General features: G+C 55.3%; 26 protein-coding genes and 1 other RNA gene. 9 read left to right on the top strand and 18 right to left on the bottom strand.

The features are described from left to right. Positions 1 to 85: 85 nt before the first annotated feature. From ACXAGA_RS02335 to ACXAGA_RS02345, 3 genes are all read right to left on the bottom strand, one after another. Complete coding sequence (locus ACXAGA_RS02335; protein ID WP_475115900.1) at positions 86 to 397, bottom strand: hypothetical protein; 312 nt, start codon at positions 395 to 397, stop codon at positions 86 to 88. Between the two features lie 151 nt (positions 398 to 548). After that, the gene (locus ACXAGA_RS02340; protein WP_475115901.1) at positions 549 to 1,283 is read right to left on the bottom strand and encodes a Bax inhibitor-1/YccA family protein; all 735 of its coding nucleotides are present in this window, start codon (positions 1,281 to 1,283) and stop codon (positions 549 to 551) included. Between the two features lie 96 nt (positions 1,284 to 1,379). Then, positions 1,380 to 1,604, bottom strand: coding sequence for a DUF1127 domain-containing protein (locus ACXAGA_RS02345; RefSeq protein WP_475115902.1), 225 nt, complete (start codon positions 1,602 to 1,604; stop codon positions 1,380 to 1,382). Between the two features lie 115 nt (positions 1,605 to 1,719). On the opposite strand from ACXAGA_RS02345, the gene ACXAGA_RS02350 reads away from it, so the two are divergent. Further along, positions 1,720 to 2,577 carry a LysR family transcriptional regulator gene (locus tag ACXAGA_RS02350; protein ID WP_475115903.1) on the top strand — a complete coding sequence of 286 codons (858 nt, stop codon included), beginning with the start codon at positions 1,720 to 1,722 and terminating at the stop codon, positions 2,575 to 2,577. On the opposite strand, the gene ACXAGA_RS02355 is transcribed toward ACXAGA_RS02350, so the two are convergent. After that, positions 2,567 to 3,523 (bottom strand): NADPH:quinone oxidoreductase family protein, encoded by a 957-nt coding sequence (locus ACXAGA_RS02355; RefSeq protein WP_475115904.1) that lies wholly within the window; start codon positions 3,521 to 3,523, stop codon positions 2,567 to 2,569. The genes ACXAGA_RS02350 and ACXAGA_RS02355 overlap by 11 nt on opposite strands. 253 nt (positions 3,524 to 3,776) lie before the next feature. On the opposite strand from ACXAGA_RS02355, the gene ACXAGA_RS02360 reads away from it, so the two are divergent. Both ACXAGA_RS02360 and hisN read left to right on the top strand, forming a co-directional pair. Further along, complete coding sequence (locus ACXAGA_RS02360) at positions 3,777 to 4,145, top strand: helix-turn-helix domain-containing protein (RefSeq protein ID WP_086451587.1); 369 nt, start codon at positions 3,777 to 3,779, stop codon at positions 4,143 to 4,145. 61 nt (positions 4,146 to 4,206) lie between these two features. Then, positions 4,207 to 5,019, top strand: a complete 813-nt coding sequence (gene hisN, locus ACXAGA_RS02365; protein ID WP_475115905.1) for a histidinol-phosphatase — start codon at positions 4,207 to 4,209, stop codon at positions 5,017 to 5,019. Here the strand turns inward: hisN and ACXAGA_RS02370 are convergent. The 6 genes from ACXAGA_RS02370 to ACXAGA_RS02395 form a co-directional block, all read right to left on the bottom strand. Next, entirely contained in the window at positions 5,016 to 5,516 is a 501-nt protein-coding gene (locus ACXAGA_RS02370) for a GNAT family N-acetyltransferase (RefSeq protein ID WP_475115906.1), read from the bottom strand. The genes hisN and ACXAGA_RS02370 overlap by 4 nt on opposite strands. A gap of 72 nt (positions 5,517 to 5,588) precedes the next feature. Beyond that, positions 5,589 to 5,756, bottom strand: coding sequence for a 50S ribosomal protein L33 (gene rpmG, locus ACXAGA_RS02375; protein WP_007814563.1), 168 nt, complete (start codon positions 5,754 to 5,756; stop codon positions 5,589 to 5,591). Between the two features lie 123 nt (positions 5,757 to 5,879). Then, positions 5,880 to 6,245, bottom strand: an RNA gene (gene rnpB / locus ACXAGA_RS02380) — RNase P RNA component class A. Positions 6,246 to 6,279: 34 nt separating this feature from the next. After that, positions 6,280 to 7,074 carry a metal ABC transporter permease gene (locus tag ACXAGA_RS02385; protein WP_475115907.1) on the bottom strand — a complete coding sequence of 265 codons (795 nt, stop codon included), beginning with the start codon at positions 7,072 to 7,074 and terminating at the stop codon, positions 6,280 to 6,282. Beyond that, positions 7,074 to 7,829 (bottom strand): ATP-binding cassette domain-containing protein, encoded by a 756-nt coding sequence (locus ACXAGA_RS02390; RefSeq protein ID WP_475115908.1) that lies wholly within the window; start codon positions 7,827 to 7,829, stop codon positions 7,074 to 7,076. Before ACXAGA_RS02390 ends, ACXAGA_RS02385 begins: the two co-directional genes overlap by 1 nt. Position 7,830: 1 nt before the next feature. Further along, positions 7,831 to 8,307: a transcriptional repressor gene (locus ACXAGA_RS02395; RefSeq protein ID WP_475115909.1), complete on the bottom strand. Its 477-nt coding sequence runs from the start codon at positions 8,305 to 8,307 to the stop codon at positions 7,831 to 7,833. Between the two features lie 101 nt (positions 8,308 to 8,408). Here ACXAGA_RS02395 and ACXAGA_RS02400 point away from each other — a divergent pair, with 101 nt between their 5' ends. Next, the gene (locus ACXAGA_RS02400; RefSeq protein ID WP_475115910.1) at positions 8,409 to 9,476 is read left to right on the top strand and encodes a zinc ABC transporter substrate-binding protein; all 1,068 of its coding nucleotides are present in this window, start codon (positions 8,409 to 8,411) and stop codon (positions 9,474 to 9,476) included. Between the two features lie 88 nt (positions 9,477 to 9,564). Further along, positions 9,565 to 10,161, top strand: coding sequence for a TetR/AcrR family transcriptional regulator (locus ACXAGA_RS02405; RefSeq protein ID WP_475115911.1), 597 nt, complete (start codon positions 9,565 to 9,567; stop codon positions 10,159 to 10,161). Here ACXAGA_RS02405 and ACXAGA_RS02410 read toward each other — a convergent pair. Both ACXAGA_RS02410 and ACXAGA_RS02415 read right to left on the bottom strand, forming a co-directional pair. Then, positions 10,152 to 10,850, bottom strand: a complete 699-nt coding sequence (locus ACXAGA_RS02410; protein WP_475115912.1) for an HAD family hydrolase — start codon at positions 10,848 to 10,850, stop codon at positions 10,152 to 10,154. The genes ACXAGA_RS02405 and ACXAGA_RS02410 overlap by 10 nt on opposite strands. 1 nt (position 10,851) lies before the next feature. Then, positions 10,852 to 11,130 (bottom strand): DUF3572 domain-containing protein, encoded by a 279-nt coding sequence (locus ACXAGA_RS02415; RefSeq protein WP_475115913.1) that lies wholly within the window; start codon positions 11,128 to 11,130, stop codon positions 10,852 to 10,854. Positions 11,131 to 11,282: 152 nt separating this feature from the next. Here ACXAGA_RS02415 and ACXAGA_RS02420 point away from each other — a divergent pair, with 152 nt between their 5' ends. Beyond that, on the top strand, positions 11,283 to 12,611 hold the full coding sequence (locus ACXAGA_RS02420) for a diguanylate cyclase (RefSeq protein WP_475115914.1): 1,329 nt from the start codon (positions 11,283 to 11,285) through the stop codon (positions 12,609 to 12,611). A gap of 8 nt (positions 12,612 to 12,619) precedes the next feature. Here the strand turns inward: ACXAGA_RS02420 and ACXAGA_RS02425 are convergent, their stop codons facing one another. The 4 genes from ACXAGA_RS02425 to ACXAGA_RS02440 all read right to left on the bottom strand — a co-directional run bounded on the left by ACXAGA_RS02425 (position 12,620) and on the right by ACXAGA_RS02440 (position 14,681). Beyond that, positions 12,620 to 13,117 (bottom strand): periplasmic heavy metal sensor, encoded by a 498-nt coding sequence (locus ACXAGA_RS02425; protein ID WP_475115915.1) that lies wholly within the window; start codon positions 13,115 to 13,117, stop codon positions 12,620 to 12,622. A gap of 1 nt (position 13,118) precedes the next feature. Next, the gene (locus ACXAGA_RS02430; RefSeq protein ID WP_475115916.1) at positions 13,119 to 13,481 is read right to left on the bottom strand and encodes a dihydroorotate dehydrogenase; all 363 of its coding nucleotides are present in this window, start codon (positions 13,479 to 13,481) and stop codon (positions 13,119 to 13,121) included. Further along, entirely contained in the window at positions 13,474 to 14,061 is a 588-nt protein-coding gene (locus ACXAGA_RS02435; RefSeq protein WP_475115917.1) for an RNA polymerase sigma factor, read from the bottom strand. Before ACXAGA_RS02435 ends, ACXAGA_RS02430 begins: the two co-directional genes overlap by 8 nt. 77 nt (positions 14,062 to 14,138) lie before the next feature. After that, the gene (locus ACXAGA_RS02440) at positions 14,139 to 14,681 is read right to left on the bottom strand and encodes an EF-hand domain-containing protein (protein ID WP_475115918.1); all 543 of its coding nucleotides are present in this window, start codon (positions 14,679 to 14,681) and stop codon (positions 14,139 to 14,141) included. A 199-nt stretch (positions 14,682 to 14,880) separates the two neighbouring features. On the opposite strand from ACXAGA_RS02440, the gene ACXAGA_RS02445 reads away from it, so the two are divergent. Continuing rightward, positions 14,881 to 15,279 carry a DUF983 domain-containing protein gene (locus tag ACXAGA_RS02445; RefSeq protein WP_475115919.1) on the top strand — a complete coding sequence of 133 codons (399 nt, stop codon included), beginning with the start codon at positions 14,881 to 14,883 and terminating at the stop codon, positions 15,277 to 15,279. Beyond that, positions 15,276 to 15,980: an NUDIX hydrolase gene (locus tag ACXAGA_RS02450; protein ID WP_475115920.1), complete on the top strand. Its 705-nt coding sequence runs from the start codon at positions 15,276 to 15,278 to the stop codon at positions 15,978 to 15,980. Before ACXAGA_RS02445 ends, ACXAGA_RS02450 begins: the two co-directional genes overlap by 4 nt. Before the next feature lie 5 nt (positions 15,981 to 15,985). On the opposite strand, the gene ACXAGA_RS02455 is transcribed toward ACXAGA_RS02450, so the two are convergent. Then, positions 15,986 to 17,020, bottom strand: a complete 1,035-nt coding sequence (locus tag ACXAGA_RS02455) for an aldo/keto reductase (RefSeq protein WP_475115921.1) — start codon at positions 17,018 to 17,020, stop codon at positions 15,986 to 15,988. A 173-nt stretch (positions 17,021 to 17,193) separates the two neighbouring features. Here ACXAGA_RS02455 and ACXAGA_RS02460 point away from each other — a divergent pair, with 173 nt between their 5' ends. Continuing rightward, positions 17,194 to 17,943, top strand: coding sequence for an SDR family NAD(P)-dependent oxidoreductase (locus ACXAGA_RS02460; RefSeq protein WP_475115922.1), 750 nt, complete (start codon positions 17,194 to 17,196; stop codon positions 17,941 to 17,943). 36 nt (positions 17,944 to 17,979) lie between these two features. Here the strand turns inward: ACXAGA_RS02460 and ACXAGA_RS02465 are convergent, their stop codons facing one another. Continuing rightward, positions 17,980 to 18,438 carry a hypothetical protein gene (locus tag ACXAGA_RS02465; protein ID WP_475115923.1) on the bottom strand — a complete coding sequence of 153 codons (459 nt, stop codon included), beginning with the start codon at positions 18,436 to 18,438 and terminating at the stop codon, positions 17,980 to 17,982. Positions 18,439 to 18,470 lie beyond the last annotated feature (32 nt).

Consider the following 18,470-nt stretch of genomic DNA (forward strand, 5'->3'; position numbering starts at 1 on the left):
GGTCGCGCCCTTGATTAGAATACGCACCGCTACGCCCTCAGTTGCCTAATGCCAACCGTAGCCGCGCGCGGAACAACTGCAACCGTTAAACCGCGACCTTTGCTGCGGCCTGATCGAAACGGAAAACCGAAACAGTGGTGAATTTGTCTGTCTTGCACACGAAACTTTCGCGCAGTTCCTCTAGCACAGCATCGCCGTATTTATTGAAACGTTTCATTGCCGCCATTGAGGTCGCGCCAACGTGAATCAGCAAACTGCCTTCGGAATCGAAAAAGATTTCGATCGACGCCACAGGCAGCATGTGTGCGTCTTTCTCAAAGGTCTCGGTAAAGAATGCTGCGGCCAGCTTTGCATTCGCCAAACTTCCGAGTTTGACTGTATAGATTCGATAGAACATGTGACCCAAACCTGTCTGATACTTCTCACATGTTATTGGACGGCCCAAACCGCCAACTGTCGAGCAACCCTAACCCTTCGCGCGAGCAAACTATACAAACGAAAAGGCCGCCCCTACGGACGGCCTAAACATTAAGCGGTTTGAAAATGCGTTATTCGCGGTTGCCCAGCAATTGCAGCAGGAACATGAACATGTTGATGAAATCCAAGTACAGGTTCAGTGCGCCCATGATTGCCGATTTCGCCAGCCATTCCTGATCCATCGCATGTGCGTGCTGGATGTAGTCGTTTTTGATTTTCTGCGTGTCATATGCCGTCAGACCCGCAAAGATCAGAACGCCCAGGATCGACACAGCATATGCGATTGCTGGCGATTGCAGGAACATGTTGATGATCGATGCGACCAGCAGACCGATCACACCCATGATCAGGAACGAACCCATCGCGGACAGGTCTTTTTTGGTGGTGTAACCAACCAGCGACAGACCCGCAAAAGCGATCGAGGTGACCAAGAATACCTGAGCAATCGAAGTGCCGGTGAACGCGACGAAAATCCACGACATCGACAGGCCCATAACGGCCGCGAATGCGTAGAAGAACAGTTGGGCGCCAGCAGCCGACAGACGATTAATCGCGGCGCCGAATGCGAACACCATGATCAACGGCGCGAACATCACGATCCAACCCAGAATGGTCATGCCACCTTGAGGGTTACGCAGGATCGAAAAAAGTTCCGCGCTAGAACCAAATGCCCACGCAACGATAAATGTCAGCAGGGTGCCGACCGACATCGTCGCGTAAACTTTGTTCATGTGGGCGCGCAGGCCCTCGTCGATAGCAGCGGTGCGTGCGCCTGTTGCGGCATGCATCGTGCGAAAGTCAGCCATTGAAAACCTCCAAAAACGCTGTGTTTTGGCCCCACCATAGGGGCTTTGCTTTAAATATCGGAAATGCGGCACAGGTTTTCAAGGGCTAGTAAGGTATCAAAACGTACGTTTGACCCAATATTCGTGCCCATCCCATGGCGCGCGCTGGCTTTCGGCCATGGCTTGATCGCGCGAAACACCGATATCGGCCAATTGATCATCGGTCAGCGCGGCCAACTGTGCCCGGCTTTTGCGCAGCGCGAACATCATGCGCAAACGCTTTGCAATCGATAAGCGGCGACCAGAAACGCCGCGCAGGGAAGAAGACTGAACAAAAGCCATCGGTCATTTCCTTTCGTGATGAATTGCTGTGTTCGTTCAATATCCTTGATGTAACTCGCTGGACGTGCATTATGGAAACGAATGATTGTCATCCCTAACATCACAGATTTTGATAATGGCCCGTAACCTAGACATGACCGCCCTGCGCGCCCTGGTGACCGTTCTGGATTTGGGCGGGGTGACTCGCGCTGCGACGCGGCTGAACCTGACGCAATCGGCTGTTTCCATGCAGCTCAAACGGCTAGAGGAAAACCTTGGGTTGATCCTGCTGGACCGTTCGGGCCGCCAGATCAAAGCAACCGCCGCCGGAGAGCAGCTGTTGGGGTATGCACGTCGTTTGCTGGACATCAACGACGAAGCATTGGGGCGGCTGACCTCGAACGCTTTCGAAGGCGAAATCACGTTGGGCGTGCCGCATGATATCGTCTATCCCGTTTTGCCGCCCGTTCTGCGCCAGTTTTCGTTAGACTTTCCGCGTGTCCAAGTCCGCTTGATTTCGTCCTACACGCGGCAAATGAAACAGCAGTTCACCAATCAGGAAATTGATGTCCTGCTGACCACGGAATACGAACAACCTGTTGATGCCGAAACGCTGGCTGATGTGCCGCTGGTTTGGATCGGGGCGCCGAATGGCACCGCGTTTCGCAATCGTCCCTTGCGTCTGGGCCACGAAGCCCACTGCATTTTCCGCAACGTCTGTCAGCGCACGCTAGAGGACGCCGGAATTTCGTGGGAAATGGCGCTGGACACGGATTCCACCCGATCAGCCGAGGCGACGATCGCCGCAGATTTGGCCGTCCACACGATGCTAGAGGGCACAGCCCCGACAGAATTGGAACAGATCGACCACGGCGGCACCCTGCCTGAACTGCCCAGCACGTATATCAACCTGTATCTGTCCCCCAACAGGAACGACCCCGTAGGCCAGCATCTGGCTGATATGCTGCGCGAGGCATATCGCGCTAGGGCGTAACCACCACTTTGCCCGTCGATTTGCGTTTGGCCAAAATATCCAACGCATCGGCGGCCTGATCCAACGGGACGATGTGGCTGACATGCGGCTTGATGCGGCCAGCGGTGTACCAGTCAAACAATTCAGCCATGCTATCGGTCAGGGCTTTGGGATTGAATTTCAAATAGCCGCCCCAATAAAACCCGATCACGTCGATGTTTTTGACCAGCAGATGATTTGACGGAATCTGCGGAACATCACCGCTGGCAAAACCGATCGGCATCAGCCGCGCTTCGCGTTTGGCGGCCTTCATCGCCGCCTTGAACATATCACCGCCGACGGCATCGTAGGCCACGTCGATCCCGCCCAACGCCTTTAGTTCGGCAACCAGATCGGCAGAGGCATCGATCAGATGATCCGCGCCCGCCTGACGCGCGATTTCCAATTTTTCCGCGCCACGTGCCACAGCAATCACAGTTGCGCCCAACTGTTTGCCGATTTCAACGGCGGTCAGACCAACGCCGCCGGCCGCCCCCATCACAACCAGCGTTTCGCCCGCCTGCAACCGCGCCCTCCGCGTCAAGGCAAGGTGCGATGACCCATAGGCCACCATGAAACCCGCCGCTTCGGCGCTGGACATAGCATCAGGCACCGTGACGCAACGTTCTGCAGGAAAAACGCCAAATTCGGCCATTCCGCCCTGCCCGCCATAGACAGCTACGCGGTCACCCACATCGAATCCAGTGACATCTGCCCCCAGTTCACGGATCGTCCCGCACACCTCTAGGCCCAGCGTAAAGGGCGGTTCAGGCGTGTCCTGATAGGTGCCTTTGGTCATTAACAAATCAGCAAAATTCAGCCCGCATGCATGAATTTCCAGTAAAACTTCGCCTTTTTGCGGCGACGGAACGGCAATATTTTCCAGCGACGGCGCAGTATCAAACGCCGAAACACGATAGGATTTCATCAAACGGGCCCATGTTACGATCTGTATTCAACCGAAAGGATGGCAGAGCCCAATACGGATTGCAAAACAACAGTCTCCAACTGCGACACCAATGACCTTTTGCAGCTCAACCTGTCCTAAAGGGCAGGTTTTATGCGCAACCGTTACGTGTTCTATTAGGGCGCGAAAAACAGATCCTAAATACGTGATAACGACCTGTGGGGTGGTCGGTGATCGTCAAACGTTACCAGTGACCCGAAAGGAACATGTGTCCATGAGCCATCCAGTAGATGTGCATGTAGGTAAACGCATCCGCCACCGTCGGTGGATGATTGGCACCACTCAGCAGCAGCTTGCTGAAAAAGTTGGAATTAAATTCCAGCAAATCCAAAAATATGAAACCGGCATGAACCGCGTCTCTGCTTCGCGCCTGTGGGATATCGCTCACGCATTGGGTGTGGATATTTCGTTCTTCTTTGAAGGACTGGAAAACGCAGCAGCCCAGACCGAAGGCGACATGCCAAACGACATCCTGTCGGACAAAGAAGCACTGGAGCTTTTGCGTTCTTATTACGCAATTCCCGAAGCACAACGTCGCCGCCTGTTCGATTTGGCACGCGTCCTGTCCGACTCGGCCGCCTAACAGCTTGACCATGTGACGGGTCCCGCGCTACCGAAAACGGAAGCGAATTCAGGGGCTGGTCATGACCGATAAAATCGATACCGAAACAATGGGCGATCTGATCCGGGTCGCCCATTTGCTTGCCGATGCGGCCCGTCCTGCGACGTTGGAACATTTCCGCAGTGTTGGCCTGTCGGCAGACAACAAACGCCCCGCAGATTTTGACCCCGTGACCGAAGGCGACCGCGCCGCCGAACGCGCAATGCGCGACGTATTGGCAGCAGAGCGCCCAGACGACGCAATTATCGGCGAAGAATATGGAATCACAAACGGCACTTCGGGGCTGACATGGGTTCTGGATCCGATTGACGGCACGCGCGGGTATTTGTCCGGCACGCCAACTTGGGGCGTGTTGATCGCTGTAGGCCCCGCAAGCGGCCCTGTGGTGGGCATCATTGACCAACCCTATATCGGCGAACGTTTCATCGGCGCACCCACCCACGCGACCGTTACAGGGCCACACGGCACACGCGCATTGCAGACCCGCGCAGCGCGTCCGCTGTCACAGTCTATCCTATTCACAACATTCCCCGAGGTGGGCAGCGATGCCGAACGCGCGGCATTCACTGCCGTGGCGGATCAGGCGCAATTGGTGCGGTATGGCTGCGACTGTTATGCCTATGCCCTGCTTGCTGCGGGCCAAATCGATCTGGTGATCGAAGCAGGACTGAATTCCTATGACATTCAGGCGCCTATCGCGTTGATTCAGGCAGCCGGCGGGATCGTGACCGATTGGGATGGCAACCCAGTCCACAATGGCGGTCAGGTCATCGCCGCCGCGAATCGCGACATTCACCAAGAGGCGATGGAAATTCTGCGCAGCAATATGCGCTAAAATTCCCGCAGCATACGAACCATGGGAATTTTGTCATCGGTGACGGTGTCAGAAAGAAGGTTCATTTCCCCTTCGACGACGAATCCGCGATTCCGAAAGAAACCCACCGCATTCAATGTCGTCACGCATTCAAAGCCTCGTAGGCCTTCGACCCGCGCAGCGGCAATGCATTGATACAAAAGTTCGGACGCAATGCCGTATCGCAGCGCCATAGGCGATGTTGCGAACCGACGTAGCAAACCAAATTGGGGTTTTGGGTCCAACTGTTTGGGTGCATCACGCATCCAACCACCGCAGCCCAAAACTTTGTCGTTTTCCACAGCCAAATAAAACCTGCCAGAATCGATCAATTCTACAGGCATCTCTACGATCTCTTCCCTTAGCCTTTCGAATGTCGAAGGGGGATAGGAATCGCGTAGTTGCACGTCATAGCTCGCCTTCATTAGCGCGACGACGGCAGGTAGATCAGCTGAATTGGCTTCACGAACATAAAACATAACAGAACCAAAAGAAAACGGCCGCACGGGTGTCCCGTACGGCCGTCTGTATCACAATACAAGAACGTAAGATTATTTAATCTTACCTTCTTTGTATTCAACGTGCTTACGAACAACTGGGTCGTATTTACGTACAACCATTTTTTCGGTCATCGTACGCGCGTTCTTTTTAGTGACGTAGAAGTGCCCGGTACCCGCGGTGGAGTTCAGGCGGATTTTGATAGTGGTCGGCTTCGCCATGTCTCATCTCTCCTGATCGCGGGCCGTGAGATAGCGGCACATCGCGTGAATTCGTATGAAGCCCGCCTTTTAACGAAGGGTTGGGCCGAGTCAACAGCGTTTCAGAAGATTCCTGAAACATTTATGCGCGGACGGCCTATAAGCCGGATTTTGTCCAGGGTTTGACCCCTTGGATGACCATTCATCTTGAGCAGCTGTTACCAACCGCCCTCTAGCTGCCAACCCGGACCTCTCGGGGTTAGGCGTCCCTGCCCTAACGGGCACGAGGTCCCTATTTGGCATTGCACCAGGTGGGGCTTGCCTTGCCGGTCCTGTTGCCAGTCCCGCGGTGGGCTCTTACTCCACCGTTTCACCTTTTCCCTGCATGCAGGGTAGTCTGTTCTCTGTGGCGCTGTCCCTAGGGTTACCCCCGCCGGGCGTTACCCGGCACCTTGCCTTTTGGTGTCCGGACTTTCCTCAGGTCAAACCTGCGGTCATCCAGCCATCCGCGCGACGCAGTGCCTATGCCAAGCCTGTCATTCGGTCAACGGCGAATAAACACAGGCCGCAGCACCACGCCCGCCGCAAACAACACGACGGCTGCCACGACAATTGGCGGGCCCGCAGGCGCATCAAACCACAAAGACGCGTGCAACCCACCGATCGCCGACGCCCCGCCGATCAGTGCCGCAATGACGGCCATCATTTCGGGCGTCCGCGCGACGTTACGGGCAGCGGCGGCAGGAATAACCAGCAGCGCGGTAATCAGCAGCGCCCCGACAACTTTGATCGACACAGCCACCACGCCCGCCAACAACAGCGACAAAATCAATTGTTCGCGCCTTGGGTCAATGCCAGCAGCAAAGGCCAAATCAGGCGATACGGTCGATGTCACCAGCGCCGACCAGCGCCACCACAACACCCCAGCAACCACAGCCGACCCGCACCAGATAACGATCAGGTCCATTTTGCTGACCGTCAGGATATCGCCGAACAGATACGAATCCAGACTGACTCGCGGACCGGGGACCATCGCCACTGCCAATAGGCCAATTGCCAAAGCGCCATGCGAAAGGACCCCCAACAGTGTATCCACTGAAAACCCGCGTCCATGCAGCGCCCATAGCAGAACGGCCATACCGCCAGCAGTCAGACACACCCCGATCAGGATCGAAATCTGGAACCCCAGCGCCAGTGCAACCCCCAGTACCGCAGCATGCGCCGTAGCATCCCCGAAATACGCCATGCGGCGCCACACAACGAACGTGCCCAACCAACCCGCCGTGATAGCCGTGCCGACACCCGCAATCAGCGCACGGATGAAAAAATCGTCCAACATCAGTGGGCTCCTTCGTGGTCGCAGGTGTGATCATGTTCGTGCACATGGTCATGATCGTGGTTGTGATCGTGCCGGTACAATGCCAACGCGCCTTTCGTCCCCGTTCCGAACAGCTGGCGGTATTCAGGCGCGGCCGATACAACGTCTGGCGCCCCTTCGCAGCACACATGCCCATTTAGGCAAATAACGCGGTCAGAGGCGCTCATGACGACGTGCAATTCGTGACTGACCATCAAAACGGCACAGCCCATTGTGTCGCGCAGTTCTTCGATCAGTTGATAGAACGCTGCAGACCCCGGTTGGTCCAAACCTTGCGTTGCTTCGTCCAGCATCAAAATGTCTGGCTTCACCAAAATCGCGCGGGCCAACAGAACCCGTTGGAATTGCCCACCGCTTAGACCGTTCAGGGGTTGGTCCGCCAAATGCGCGACCCCTGTCCGATCTAGCGCGGCATCTGCCTCTGCATTTTTGACGCGTTTCGGAACATCCAGAAAACGCCGCACAGTCAGAGGCATTGCCCCATCCACAAATAGTTTTTGCGGTACATATCCGATACGCAGCCCAGGCTCGCGCAGTAACTTACCTTTTTCAGGGGCAATCGCACCGATCAATGTCCGCAACAAAGTGGATTTCCCCGACCCGTTCGGACCGACAATCGTCACGATCTCGCTTTTGCGAATTTCGAAATCAACGTTTTGCAAAACCAGTTTATCGCCCTGGCGGACGTTTATGTTGCGCGCTGTAATCAGGCTCATATCAGGCGCTTTCCTTGCACGATGAACACAGGCCTTCGGCCTCGATGACGGTTTGTTCGATGGTGAAACCGCTTTGTTTTGCTGGGGAATTCAGCACGCCATTTCCTGCATCCGCTTCGGCGACTTTGTGGCAGCTACGGCAAATCATGAATGCAGGATCGTGCGACGCGCCCGGATGGTTACAGGCGACAAAGGCGTTCAACCGTTCGATACGATGAACAAACCCCAGTTCCACCAAAAACGCCAATGCCCGATAGGCGACAGGTGGTTTTGATCCCAAACCTTCGGCGTCCAGACGCGCCAGCACGTCATAGGCACCCATCGCAACATGCGATTCGAGCAATATTTCCAAAACCCGACGCCGCACAGGGGTCAGCTGCACCTTGCGCGCTGCACAGGTTTCTTCGGCCACATTCATCGCAGAATGGATGCACGACTGATGATCATGTGGCGCAAAGCTTTGGATTTTCTCGGTCATATGGGATCCAGAGTTATGTGTTATAGTATTATATTATTGGGGTTGTTATGTTATAACATCATAAGTATAGGGGTCGGCAAATACATTCTCAAGAGGTCACAATGTATATCAAAGCCGCCGCAATATTGTCCGTCTTTGCCTCTGCATCCAATGCAGAGCCGCTGAAAATTGTCACAGACATTCTGCCTGTTGGATCATTGGTCCAATCTGTTGCGGGGGACACCGCAGAAATTACAACGCTGCTTCAGCCTGGTGATAACCCACACAGCTTTGCGCTGCGCCCATCCGATGCACGCGCGATCGCAGAGGCCGATTTGGTCATCTGGACGGGCGAAGCGTTGTCCCCATTCCTTGCCGATCCAATCAGCACCCTAGGGGCGAACGCCACGATTATCGAACTGTTGGAAACCGAAGGTTGGACACCAATCGCGTGGCGCGAAGAATCTCACGATGATCATGACGATCACGACCACGAAGAAGAGCATGATCACGACGAACATGATCACGAAGCGCATGACGATCATGCCGACGATGGTCATGACGAACACGACCACGATGATCACGAGGATCATGACGATGATGGCCACGACGAACACGACCACGATGATCATGAAGATCATGACGATCATGGCCACGACGCACACGACCACGGCGAATTCGACCCACACGCATGGCTGTCTCCTGCCGTTTTGACCGCTTGGACGGGCACCATCCAGACCGAGATCATCGCAGCAGCACCAGAAACCGAAACAGAAATTGCACAGAATGCGATTCAAACTTTAGCAGATATCGACTATGCGAAAGAGGCCGCAAACAACGCCCTAGCCGGCGTTCGTGGCATCCCATATGTCGTGTCGCATGATGCGCTGGGCTATTTCGAATCCGCCTTTGACATCCCATCCGCAGGGCGCATTGCATTGTCCGACGCATCCGCACCTAGCGCCGCGCGACTCGCTGAAATTAAAGAAGAAATCGAACACGAAGGCATCCAATGCATCTTGACCGATAGCCAATCCAGCCCTGACTGGGTGACCATCGTGACCGAAGGCGTGGACGTGCGTATCATCACAATTGATCCGCTGGGTGGCCAATTGGCTGGGTCTCCAAAACTGGCGTCAGAGTCGATTGTTCAGATCGCGACAGCCTTGGCTGACTGCCTAAAAGGATAGAGCCCAGCGCATTCGTATCGGGCCTCAACGGTTTGTCCATTTGTATCCGTATATTCGGGTACAGATCAGTGAAACCAGAGGCCCGAGCATGAACGAAGCCAAACAATCTGACCGCCGTCTACAGATCGAAACGGCAGCCTATGGCTTACTCGCACTAAAAGGTTACAAGGCGACTTCGATGCTCGAGGTCGCCAAACGTGCAAAAGCGTCAAACGAAACGCTGTACAAATGGTACGGCAACAAACAGGGGCTGTTCCTGTCGATGGTCGAACGCAACCTATCCGCGTCGCGCGATTTGCTGACAGCGGCGATAGATAACGGCGACAGCCTGATCGACATTCTGGACAACTTTGGGCCCCAACTGCTGTCCATCGTAACAGGGCAACGTTCGGTCGTACTGGACCGCGCTGCGGCAGGCGATGTCCATGATACAGGTCTGCTGGGTCGCACAATTGTCGAAGGTGGACGCGACAAAATCATCCCGCTGCTTGCCAAAGTCATCGACAAAAGCGGACCCCATCCGATTGATGCCACAGAAGCCGCAGAAACCTATTACGATCTGCTGGTCGCAGACACGCAAATCCGCCGAGTCATCGGTGTATTGCCCATCCTACCCGAAGCCGACGTCACAAAACGCGCGGAACGGGCCAAAAACGTTCTGCTGAAATTACTGGATCAGTCCTGACCTGCGATCCATTCCGGCAGCGCGGCAATTGACGGCAGAACTACATCAGCATGAGGGGCCAATTCGTTGGCCTCTGCCATGCCTGTTAAAACGCCTACACACCGCATCCCAGCGGCGCGTCCAGCCATCAGGTCATGGGTGCTATCGCCGACCATAACACATTCGGCAGGCGCCAACCCAGTGTGGTTACAAAACCCGATCAATTGCCCAGGCGCAGGTTTGCCACCATACCCGCTGTCGTAACCCGCGATAAATTCGAACTGATCGCTGATGCCTGCTTGATCCAAATGTGCCCGCGCAGGCATTTCAGAATCGTTCGTCGCGACCCCCAATACAAATCCACGCGCTTTCAGATCTGCCAGAAACGTTTTCAGCGGCGCGGCCTCTACCTGCGGCGCCTGAGCCGCGCGGGCGTTCATTCGATCAATCAAAGCCGAAGGCGTGGTATCTGGCAGGTAGGGCAAAATGACGTCCGCGACCTCTTCGGCCGTCGACGCAATGACGATGCTATGTTTTTCGAACCGTTGGCTTTGCATATCAAAAGCCAGTTCCGCCGCCAGCGCCTGCTGCAACACCGTATCGTCACCGCATTCTTCGGCAATCAATCCGCCCGTCCAGCACCCCCACGTCGCGTTGAAATCGAACAGAGTGCCATCTTTGTCGAAAATGATGCCTTTAATCGCCGCCATTTTATGTCCAATGCACGTTTTGTGCCCCTGGCAATGCATAGCGCGCTTGCAGTGGGGTTTCGTAGGGCCAACCAAAGGTATCGCACAGCGAAATCACCCACTGGTCGTCCATTGTGATAAATTCCAGAACCGAGGCTAAAAACTCTGGCTCGTTGGCTTGGGCTTTCAGGTCGTCGACGCTTGCGCCCGTTGATCCCAAAAATATCGGACAAAGTTCATCATTGCCGACCAACCAGCCCAAGGATTGCAGCGCAATGGTTTCCGCCTGTTCACGTTTCATTCTCTTTTCTTAAGCTCCGGAAAGAGTTTTTTAACTATTCGAGGCCAAGTTGACACAAACAGGCAACGCCCTTGCCGGAGTACCTTATGTCAGGCCAAATTCTTATCATAGACACAGTTGCAACAAACCGCATCGTGTTAAAGGTCAAATTGATGACCGCCCAATACAAGGTCACGCCCTGCGCCACGATTGCAGAGGCGCAAAAATGCCTTGCCGATGGTGATGCCGTCGATCTGATCGTCGCAGACGTATCCAGCGCGCCGCAGGATATGAACAATTTCTTTAAATTTATGCAGACCTGCAGTGAAACCGCCCGCATTCCGGTCATTGCGACAGGACCATTCGAATCTGCCCTGTCACGTATCGAAACGCTTCGTTCCGGCGCGACAGAGGTCATTTCGAAACCCGTGTCGGATATGATGTTGCTTGCGCGTATCCGCAGTTTGTTGCGCAGTCGTGCGGCCGACAACGAAATCAAAATGCGTGACGATACCAGCCGCGCGCTGGGGTTCGCCGAAGGCGGGGATCCCTTTATCGCCCCGGGCAAAGTGGCGTTGGTGTCCAGCGCACAGTCGCTTGCCCTGCCGTTGTCCCGTGAACTTAGCGCGGCAATGGCCAGCCGCGTGCAAACGTTCACACATGAAGACGCGTTAAACACCGAAACGCTAAATCCGCCACCTGATCTATACGTCATTGATGCACGAAACGCTGGCGCATCCGGCGAAGATGGGCGGGTATTTCGGCTCATCGCAGAATTGCGCAGCCGCAATGAAACCCGCTATGCGGCACAATTGGTTATTGCACCGGAAAATGGCGACAATTTGGGGGCGATGGCGTTGGATCTGGGGGCAAATGATGTCGTGCCCCACAACGCCACAGCGGCAGAAATCGGCCTGCGCGCACGCGGATTGGTCCGTAGAAAAATCCGCATGGAAAAACTGCGCGATACCGTTCAAACAGGCCTAAAGGCAGCCGTCACCGATCCCCTGACCGGGCTGTACAATCGCCGTTATGCGATGCCGCATTTGCAGGCCATGGCGGATCGCGCACTGCGGACACGTCGCAGTTTTGCATTGATGGCATTGGACATCGATCATTTCAAAGCTGTGAACGACACATACGGCCACACCGCTGGCGACAAAGTCATCGCTGCGGTGGCTGATTTGATCCGCGACAGCCTGCGCCCCATCGATCTAGTTGCGCGTATCGGAGGCGAAGAGTTTCTGGTTGCCCTGCCCGATACCTCGGTCGCGTCGGCACAAAAAACCGCAGAACGGTTACGATTTTTGGTGCAGAACACACCTATAGATATTGGAAATATGCCGCCCGCGACGGTCACAATGTCTATCGGGCTGGCGGTATCGGACTGCAGCGCCAAATGGTCTACCGACATCAATCAACTGATCGATTACGCGGATGCGGCCCTGTACGAATCCAAAGCCGCCGGACGAAATATTGTCACGCTACGCAATGCAGCGTGACAATAAGATCAATCGCGGTCTTTACCGCGGTCACCGCCGTCACGATCGGGGCGGCGCATCGCTTCCCTCATCAAGCGTTCGGTAAATTCTTCGCGTTCTTCGACGGACATTTGTCGCAGGCGGTTTAGCACAACCTCTTGACCGATCCGCATGGCTTCTGCCGCATTTTCGCGCTGATTTTCGAACTGATCGATGACCGCTTCTTCGACAAAGGGATCAGCGCGCATGGCGGCAATCAGGGTCTGCATTGATGCGCTTTGATCCTGCGGCGTTGGGAATTCTGCCATACGCGCACGCAAATCGTCGCGAATTGCGCGGCGATCTTCTTCGTCGAATGCACGCGAAAACGGACCGACCGAGATATCAAAATTACCCTTGGGGCTATACTGGCGGCCTTTGGAAATACCGCCGACCAAGACACCCGCCACCAACAAGTTTAGTGCCAACGAAACAATCAGCAGAACCCGCAGCGCTGGCCGCATCGAAGATTTCTTTGTTTCAGCCATATTACCCCTCCAACCCCAAAATATCGTCAGGCACCATCACGGATACCGACATGCTATCCCCCCAGAACGCATCGGTCACTGTGGCCATGCTTGTTGGGGATGCAACGCCAATCCAAATGCCTGTTGCCGCCGCAGCCGCCAGCCCGCTTGCGCCAGCCCAGCCGCCCAAAGCGGCCCAAACAGACGCTAGGACAGAACGGCGCGGTGCATCCGCCACGACCGGTTCGGCCTGCGGCAGTTCGACATCAATATCCGCGAACATGCGCGTCATAAAATCTGCGTCCGGCACAGGGTCTGACGTCCGCGCAGAGGCGAACATTTCCTCAAGCTGTGCATCGGTCAGGTGGGATAGTTTATCACTCATCGTTAAACCCCAGTTCCGCTTTCCTGCTGGCCAAAATCGAAGCCAACGTCCGTTTTCCCCGCGCTGTCAGGCTTTCTACTGCCTCAACGCTGATATCCATGATCTGGGCAATCTCGGGATTTCCCAGACCTTCTAAATGTCGCAAAGACACGGCCTGCGCCTGTCGTTCTGGCATTTCGGCCAAAGCAGCGGCCAAAGCATCGTGCCGCGCTTCGTCTTGCATCTTTTGCGCAACGCTAGGTGCGCTGTCTTCGGGTTCGGCGATTTTGTCGAAATCGACGTTTCGCCGCCTGACACGCAATCGGTCAGTGCATAAATTCGCGACAACACGATACAGCCAGGTCGATACCTGTGCTTCGCCTTGGCGCCATTCGGGCGCAATTTTCCACAGACGTAAAAACGCCTCTTGCACCACATCTTCGGCGGCTGCGCGATCGTTCAGCATGCGTTGGGCTTGACCCAAAGCACGCGGAGACAATCGCACCACCAGCAAACGCGCGGCTGCGCTGTCGCCATTTGCAAAGGCGACCAAAAGTGCGCTGTCAGGCGCGCCTGCATATTCGTCAAAGGCCATGTCCATTACCTGTCACAGGTACAGATTCCTTTGTGTCTGTTCAATCGGGGCCCGCACCCAAAAGCACGGGCCCGTCCAATTCATTAGTTATTGTTGCGCGGGCCGCCGTCACGACCGCCGCGATCACCGTGATCACCACCGCGCATCTGGCCACGTTGTGCCATAGCGGTTTCAAACGCTGCGAATTCTTCGGCGGTTACGTTGCCATCAGAATCAGCGTCCAGACGTTCGAACATCGATGTCAGACGGGTGGTATCGGTTGGCTGCAGCTCTTCCAGGCTCAGCACGCCGTCGCCATCTGTGTCACGCGATGTGATCTGCTGTTCGACACGTGCCGCAGCACGTTCTGCCATCTGCGCAGTGACCTGAGCGGTCAGTTCTTCTGCGCTTAGAACGCCATCGCCATCTGTGTCGGCTTCGGCGAATTTTGCGGCAGGCAGGGCTTGCAGCTCTTCTAGGGTGATCGAACCGTCTGCGTTTGCGTCAACGGTTGCAAAATCCATCGCGGCAATCCCGCCGCGCGGGCCAAAAGATCCTGCTCCCTCACCACGACCAAATCCGGCGGCAGTTACAGAAGTCGCAGCAACGCCAGTGATCAGTGCAGCAATCAGTAGTTTGGTTTTCATGTTTCGTCCTTTGGTTACGAGGTTCGCCTCAGGCCCTCAACTGCCCAAGACGCCTTTAATACGGACCGCGCCAAAGTTTCCGTCGCCGTGAATTTAACTTTTTCCCTTCGCCGCGCGACATGCAGCCGCAACAGGGCAAAGTCCTCTTTTAAATCTACGCCAAAAGTAGCATGTGAAATTCAACTAACCGGAGACAGTCATGACAGACATCGCAGAAAACACCAATGCGCCAGAGCGTGATGGCAAACTATCCATGCTACGCGGATTTCGCCGTCGTTGCCCGTCCTGCGGAGAAGGCAACATGTTCACCGGTTACCTAAAGGTCTCTGATAGCTGCCCGGTGTGCCGCGAAGAACTGCACCATCACCGCGCTGATGATGGCCCCGCCTATCTGACCATTTTGATTGTCGGTCACATTCTGGGCTTTGCCATGCATTTCGCATTTGTCTATTTCCGCCCGGAACCGCTGGTCATGGCCACGATATTTACGGTCGGCTGTGTCGGACTGTCATTGTATTTGCTGCCACGCCTAAAAGGCATGATTGTCGGCATTCAATGGGCGAAACGCATGCATGGATTTGATAACGTCACAGGATGACGCAAAAACCAGTCGATTCGACGCCTATCCGCGATGCCTCCACGATCATTGTGGTGCGTGATCGGCATACCAATCCCAAAGTATTGATGGGCCAGCGCGGCGCTAGCGCCACGTTTATGCCGAACAAATTCGTCTTTCCAGGCGGAGCGGTTGATGACGTTGATCAATCCGTGGACATGGCCGCGCCCATCAATCCAACATGTTTGACCCGCCTATCGGATCACAGCACCATATCCCCCACCGCATTGGTTGCGGCAGCAATCCGCGAACTATGGGAAGAAACAGGTCTGATCATCGGAGACCCCGCCGAATGGACCGCCCCGCCCAAGGGGTGGCGCGGATATGGCGCCACCGGTCATAAACCCAGTGGCCGTGCCATGTCGTTTGTTTTCCGCGCCATCACCCCACCCGGGCGCCCGCGCCGATTTGATGCGCGGTTCTTTTTGGCGGATGCAGACGCGCTATCATCGGACCCAGACGATTTTTCGCGGGCCGAAGATGAATTACGCCATCTTCAATGGGTTCCCATCGCCGATGCGCGATCCTTTGATCTGCCGTTCGTGACCGAAGTCGTCTTGGCCGAATTAATGGCCAACATTGAAAAAAACGGCCCGCCCGAAAACGTGCCGTTTTTCCGTGATAACGACGAAGCCCAATTGGTGACCCGATTGGGTGGCAAGCGCCCATTGGACGCTTACTGAACTTATTAGAACGGCATCGGGTGGTCGCGATGCGCGGCGTCGATGTCTTTGATCACGTCGTCGTCCAGTTCCATATCTTTGCCCTTCAGCAGGTGTTCCAACTGATCTGACGTAGTGGTGCCAAAAATGGCCGAGATCGGGAACGGACGGCTGCGTTGCCATGCCATCGACATGTGATCCAGCGCGATACCATGTTTATCGGCGATCGCCTGATAGGCTTCGACGGCGGCGTGCGCACGAGGGTTCGAACGACCAGACAGACCGGGAACCAGCGACATGCGCGATGCCTCTGGCACGGCGCCATTGCGGTATTTGCCGGTCAGCAGACCCGTTGCCAGCGGCGAATAGGACAACAGCAGCACGTCTTCGTGGATCGACACTTCGGACATGTCGGTGTCGTACAGACGGCACATCAACGAATATTCGTTCTGCATGGACGCAACGCGCGGGCCGATGCCCTCTTCGGCCAGTTTCAGCCACTGCATCGTGCCCCATGCGCTTTCGTTCGACAGACCGATCGCGCGCAGTTTGCCTTCGGTCACCAGATCGTTCAGCACAGACAGAACGCCGCGCAGGTTGTCCAGTTCTTTGGCTTTGTCCTGATTGGACGCATCAAATCCCCAGTTTTGGCGGAAATGATAGCTGCCGCGGTTCGGCCAATGCATCTGATACAGATCGATGTAGTCGGTTTTCAGACGGGTCAGCGAATCTTCGACCGCGCCGCGCACGGAGTCTGCGGTGTAGCCGCCAGGGCGGAACCCGCTGTCGCCTGACACTTTGGTCGCCAGCACGACCTCTTCGCGGCGGCCCGTTTGTTCAAACCAGTTGCCGATCACCTTTTCCGAATTGCCCATCGTTTCCTTTTTGACGGGATTCACGGGGTACATTTCCGCGACATCAAAGAAATTGATGCCCGCATCCATCGCCATATCCATCTGGCGGAATGCGTCATCCTGCGGCGTTTGGTTGGAAAAAGTCATGGTGCCTAAACACCAATCGGGCACCGAAATGCCAGTACGGCCTAGCTGTAGCGTTTTCATAAATGCGTCCTGAATAGAATACGTTGGCCATGAACCTAGTTGTTCAACGCCCCAGTGCAACCCCCGCATTCCGCCTGTGCAATGCCGAACAACACCTGCGCGTGATCTGCCTCAAAGACAGACAATTCCAGACCTATATGATGGACACAAACATTTCAGAAAGGAGGCCAAAAATGGCCCATGATTTCAAAGGAAAAACCGCAATTGTAACAGGCGGTGGTTCTGGCATTGGCAAATCGATTGTCACCCAATTGGTAGAGGCAGGCGCCAAAGTATTGATTGCCGATCTGGATATGGAACACGCCGAAAAACTGGCATCCGAGCTGGGCGATAACGCCAAAGCGTTCAAGGTCGACACATCTGATGCAGAACAGGTTGACGCAATGATGCAGGCGGCGACCGAATTCGGCGGATCGCTGGATATGCTGGTCAACAACGCAGGGATCGGCGGCGCGGCGGCTCCATTGGGCGAATACCCAATCGATAGCTGGCAAAAGGTGATCGACGTGAACCTGACAGGCGTCTTTTACGGCGTGCGCTATGCAATCCCGAAAATGATCGAAACAGGCGGCACAGGGTCTATTGTGAACATCGCGTCCATTCTGGGATCCGTCGGCATCGCGAATTCTGGCGCATATGTCGCTGCGAAACACGGGGTCGTTGGTCTAACGAAATCCGCCGCCTTAGAATACGGCGACAAAGGCATCCGCATCAATTCGATCGGGCCGGGCTTTATCAAAACGCCACTGCTGGATCAAAATCTGGATCAGGACACATTGGCTTATCTGGCAAACCAACACGCCATGAAACGTCTAGGCGATCCGGACGAAGTTGCCAAACTGACGCTGTTCCTACTGTCCGATGACGCAAGTTTCATCACAGGCAGCTACCATCTGGTCGATGGCGGCTACACCGCACAATAAACGAAACGGGGCGCCTAAATTGGCGCCCCTTTCAAATTAGAAACCGTAGATCGCCCCGAAACGGACGTTGGTCACCAACATGTCGTCGTTTCGCGCATAATCGCGGATGATTTCAGCGCGCAAATCGATCCGGTCGGTCAGGCCGTAATCCATACCCAAACCATAGTTCACGCCGTCAATCGCAGAACCGCCTTCGATGTCGTAGTTGCTGTAACCGATCGACGCCATCAACGCGACGGTGCCAGTGTCGTGGCGGGCGATCCCGCGCACGCGCAGCGCGTTGTAGTCGCCGCCGTTTGTCAGATTCATTTCCAATTCAGGGCCAAACGTCACCGGACCCGCGCCAAACTGCGCACCGCCCAAAATCGTGGATGCAACGGTTTGTTCGCCGTCGTGCGGTGTCTGCAAATCGATACCGCCGCCGATGTAGAAATCTTGTGCTGCTGCGGCGCCTGAAATCGCGGCAAAGGCTGCCGCTGCGATAATGGTTTTCATCAGGGTTATCCCTTTTTTAATGCTCGTAGCCC

It is taken from the genome of Marivivens sp. ABH4_498 (assembly GCF_056160585.1).

Excerpts from the sequence above, each read along its gene's own strand:
- ACXAGA_RS02335 (WP_475115900.1), bottom strand. The coding sequence starts at position 397 with ATGTTCTATCGAATCTATACAGTCAAACTCGGAAGTTTGGCGAATGCA.
- ACXAGA_RS02340 (WP_475115901.1), bottom strand. The coding sequence starts at position 1,283 with ATGGCTGACTTTCGCACGATGCATGCCGCAACAGGCGCACGCACCGCT.
- ACXAGA_RS02345 (WP_475115902.1), bottom strand. The coding sequence starts at position 1,604 with ATGGCTTTTGTTCAGTCTTCTTCCCTGCGCGGCGTTTCTGGTCGCCGC.
- ACXAGA_RS02350 (WP_475115903.1), top strand. The coding sequence starts at position 1,720 with ATGGCCCGTAACCTAGACATGACCGCCCTGCGCGCCCTGGTGACCGTT.
- ACXAGA_RS02355 (WP_475115904.1), bottom strand. The coding sequence starts at position 3,523 with ATGAAATCCTATCGTGTTTCGGCGTTTGATACTGCGCCGTCGCTGGAA.
- ACXAGA_RS02360 (WP_086451587.1), top strand. The coding sequence starts at position 3,777 with ATGAGCCATCCAGTAGATGTGCATGTAGGTAAACGCATCCGCCACCGT.
- hisN (WP_475115905.1), top strand. The coding sequence starts at position 4,207 with ATGACCGATAAAATCGATACCGAAACAATGGGCGATCTGATCCGGGTC.
- ACXAGA_RS02370 (WP_475115906.1), bottom strand. The coding sequence starts at position 5,516 with ATGTTTTATGTTCGTGAAGCCAATTCAGCTGATCTACCTGCCGTCGTC.
- rpmG (WP_007814563.1), bottom strand. The coding sequence starts at position 5,756 with ATGGCGAAGCCGACCACTATCAAAATCCGCCTGAACTCCACCGCGGGT.
- ACXAGA_RS02385 (WP_475115907.1), bottom strand. The coding sequence starts at position 7,074 with ATGTTGGACGATTTTTTCATCCGTGCGCTGATTGCGGGTGTCGGCACG.
- ACXAGA_RS02390 (WP_475115908.1), bottom strand. The coding sequence starts at position 7,829 with ATGAGCCTGATTACAGCGCGCAACATAAACGTCCGCCAGGGCGATAAA.
- ACXAGA_RS02395 (WP_475115909.1), bottom strand. The coding sequence starts at position 8,307 with ATGACCGAGAAAATCCAAAGCTTTGCGCCACATGATCATCAGTCGTGC.
- ACXAGA_RS02400 (WP_475115910.1), top strand. The coding sequence starts at position 8,409 with ATGTATATCAAAGCCGCCGCAATATTGTCCGTCTTTGCCTCTGCATCC.
- ACXAGA_RS02405 (WP_475115911.1), top strand. The coding sequence starts at position 9,565 with ATGAACGAAGCCAAACAATCTGACCGCCGTCTACAGATCGAAACGGCA.
- ACXAGA_RS02410 (WP_475115912.1), bottom strand. The coding sequence starts at position 10,850 with ATGGCGGCGATTAAAGGCATCATTTTCGACAAAGATGGCACTCTGTTC.
- ACXAGA_RS02415 (WP_475115913.1), bottom strand. The coding sequence starts at position 11,130 with ATGAAACGTGAACAGGCGGAAACCATTGCGCTGCAATCCTTGGGCTGG.
- ACXAGA_RS02420 (WP_475115914.1), top strand. The coding sequence starts at position 11,283 with ATGACCGCCCAATACAAGGTCACGCCCTGCGCCACGATTGCAGAGGCG.
- ACXAGA_RS02425 (WP_475115915.1), bottom strand. The coding sequence starts at position 13,117 with ATGGCTGAAACAAAGAAATCTTCGATGCGGCCAGCGCTGCGGGTTCTG.
- ACXAGA_RS02430 (WP_475115916.1), bottom strand. The coding sequence starts at position 13,481 with ATGAGTGATAAACTATCCCACCTGACCGATGCACAGCTTGAGGAAATG.
- ACXAGA_RS02435 (WP_475115917.1), bottom strand. The coding sequence starts at position 14,061 with ATGGACATGGCCTTTGACGAATATGCAGGCGCGCCTGACAGCGCACTT.
- ACXAGA_RS02440 (WP_475115918.1), bottom strand. The coding sequence starts at position 14,681 with ATGAAAACCAAACTACTGATTGCTGCACTGATCACTGGCGTTGCTGCG.
- ACXAGA_RS02445 (WP_475115919.1), top strand. The coding sequence starts at position 14,881 with ATGACAGACATCGCAGAAAACACCAATGCGCCAGAGCGTGATGGCAAA.
- ACXAGA_RS02450 (WP_475115920.1), top strand. The coding sequence starts at position 15,276 with ATGACGCAAAAACCAGTCGATTCGACGCCTATCCGCGATGCCTCCACG.
- ACXAGA_RS02455 (WP_475115921.1), bottom strand. The coding sequence starts at position 17,020 with ATGAAAACGCTACAGCTAGGCCGTACTGGCATTTCGGTGCCCGATTGG.
- ACXAGA_RS02460 (WP_475115922.1), top strand. The coding sequence starts at position 17,194 with ATGGCCCATGATTTCAAAGGAAAAACCGCAATTGTAACAGGCGGTGGT.
- ACXAGA_RS02465 (WP_475115923.1), bottom strand. The coding sequence starts at position 18,438 with ATGAAAACCATTATCGCAGCGGCAGCCTTTGCCGCGATTTCAGGCGCC.